Genomic DNA, 1,637 nt, shown 5'->3' with positions numbered 1-1,637 from the left:
GTCCCAGATGCGGCCGAAGGCGCGCATCTTGCACATCTCCTCGATGAAGCGGACGCCCGCGTTCACGAAGAAGGAGATACGGGCGACGACGTCACCGAACTTCTCGGCCGGCACCTGGCCGGAGTCCCGGACGGCGTCGAGGACGGCGATGGCGGTGGACATCGCGTACGCGATCTCCTGGACCGGGGTGGCTCCCGCCTCCTGTAGGTGGTAGCTACAGATGTTGATCGGGTTCCACTTCGGGATGTGGGAGACCGTGTACGCGATCATGTCCGTCGTCAGCCGGAGCGAGGGTCCCGGCGGGAACACATGGGTGCCCCGGGACAGGTACTCCTTGACGATGTCGTTCTGGGTCGTGCCCTGGAGCCGGGTGATGTCCGCACCCTGCTCCTCGGCGACGACCTGATAGAGCGCCAGCAGCCACATGGCGGTGGCGTTGATCGTCATCGAGGTGTTCATCTGCTCCAGGGGGATGTCCTGGAACAGCCGGCGCATGTCACCGACGTGGGCGATCGGCACGCCGACCCGGCCGACCTCGCCGCGGGCGAGGATGTGGTCGGAGTCGTAGCCGGTCTGGGTCGGCAGGTCGAACGCGACCGACAGACCCGTCTGGCCCTTGGCGAGGTTGCGCCGGTACAGCTCGTTGGACGCCTCGGCCGTGGAGTGACCGGCGTACGTGCGCATGAGCCACGGCCGGTCCTTCTCCCGCCTGCCTTCGGCGGGCTGACGCTCAGTCATCTATGACCTCGGGTGTCTCAGATGTTGCGGAAGCGGTTGATGGCGTCGAGGTGCTTGGCACGCAGTTCCTCGTCGCGGACGCCGAGACCTTCCTGGGGGGCCAGGCAGAGCACGCCGACCTTGCCCTGGTGGAGGTTGCGGTGCACGTCGTAGGCGGCCTGGCCGGTCTCCTCCAGGGCGTAGACCTTCGACAGGGTCGGGTGGATCTTGCCCTTGGCGATCAGCCGGTTGGCCTCCCACGCCTCGCGGTAGTTGGCGAAGTGCGAGCCGATGATCCGCTTCAGGGACATCCACAGGTACCGGTTGTCGTACTCGTGCATGTAGCCCGAGGTGGAGGCGCAGGTGGTGATGGTGCCGCCCTTGCGGGTGACGAAGACGCTGGCGCCGAAGGTCTCGCGGCCGGGGTGCTCGAAGACGATGTCGATGTCCTCGCCGCCGGTGAACTCGCGGATGCGCTTGCCGAAGCGCTTCCACTCCTTCGGGTCCTGGGTCCGCTCGTCCTTCCAGAACTTGTAGCCCTCGGCGCTGCGGTCGATGATCGCCTCGGCGCCCATCGAGCGGCAGATGTCCGCCTTCTGCTCGCTGGAGACGACACAGATCGGGTTGGCGCCGCCGGCCAGCGCGAACTGCGTGGCGTAGGAGCCGAGGCCGCCGCTGGCGCCCCAGATCAGGACGTTGTCGCCCTGCTTCATGCCGGCGCCGTTGCGGGAGACGAGCTGCCGGTAGGCGGTGGAGTTGACCAGACCGGGGGCGGCGGCCTCCTCCCAGCTCAGATGGCCGGGCTTGGGCATGAGCTGGTTGGACTTGACGAGCGCGATCTCGGCGAGGCCGCCGAAGTTGGTCTCGAAGCCCCAGATGCGCTGCTCGGGGTCGAGCATCGTGTCGTTGTGGCCGTCGGA

Annotated in this window: 2 protein-coding genes; both read right to left on the bottom strand. The window is 67.3% G+C overall.

The window, feature by feature from the left end:
• Nucleotides 1–738: methylmalonyl-CoA mutase family protein (locus G6W55_RS37550; RefSeq protein ID WP_254876597.1), on the bottom strand; the 738-nt coding region annotated here is incomplete at its 3' end.
• Nucleotides 739–755: 17 nt separating this feature from the next.
• A partial coding sequence (gene ccrA / locus G6W55_RS37545; RefSeq protein ID WP_175525051.1) for a crotonyl-CoA carboxylase/reductase occupies nt 756–1,637 on the bottom strand: 882 nt, incomplete at its 5' end.

Source organism: Streptomyces sp. CAI-85 (genome assembly GCF_013363615.1).
Lineage (GTDB): Bacteria > Actinomycetota > Actinomycetes > Streptomycetales > Streptomycetaceae > Streptomyces > Streptomyces antibioticus_B.
The sequence above is the reverse complement of the archived record's forward strand: the minus strand, read 5'-3'. Positions and strand labels throughout refer to the sequence as shown.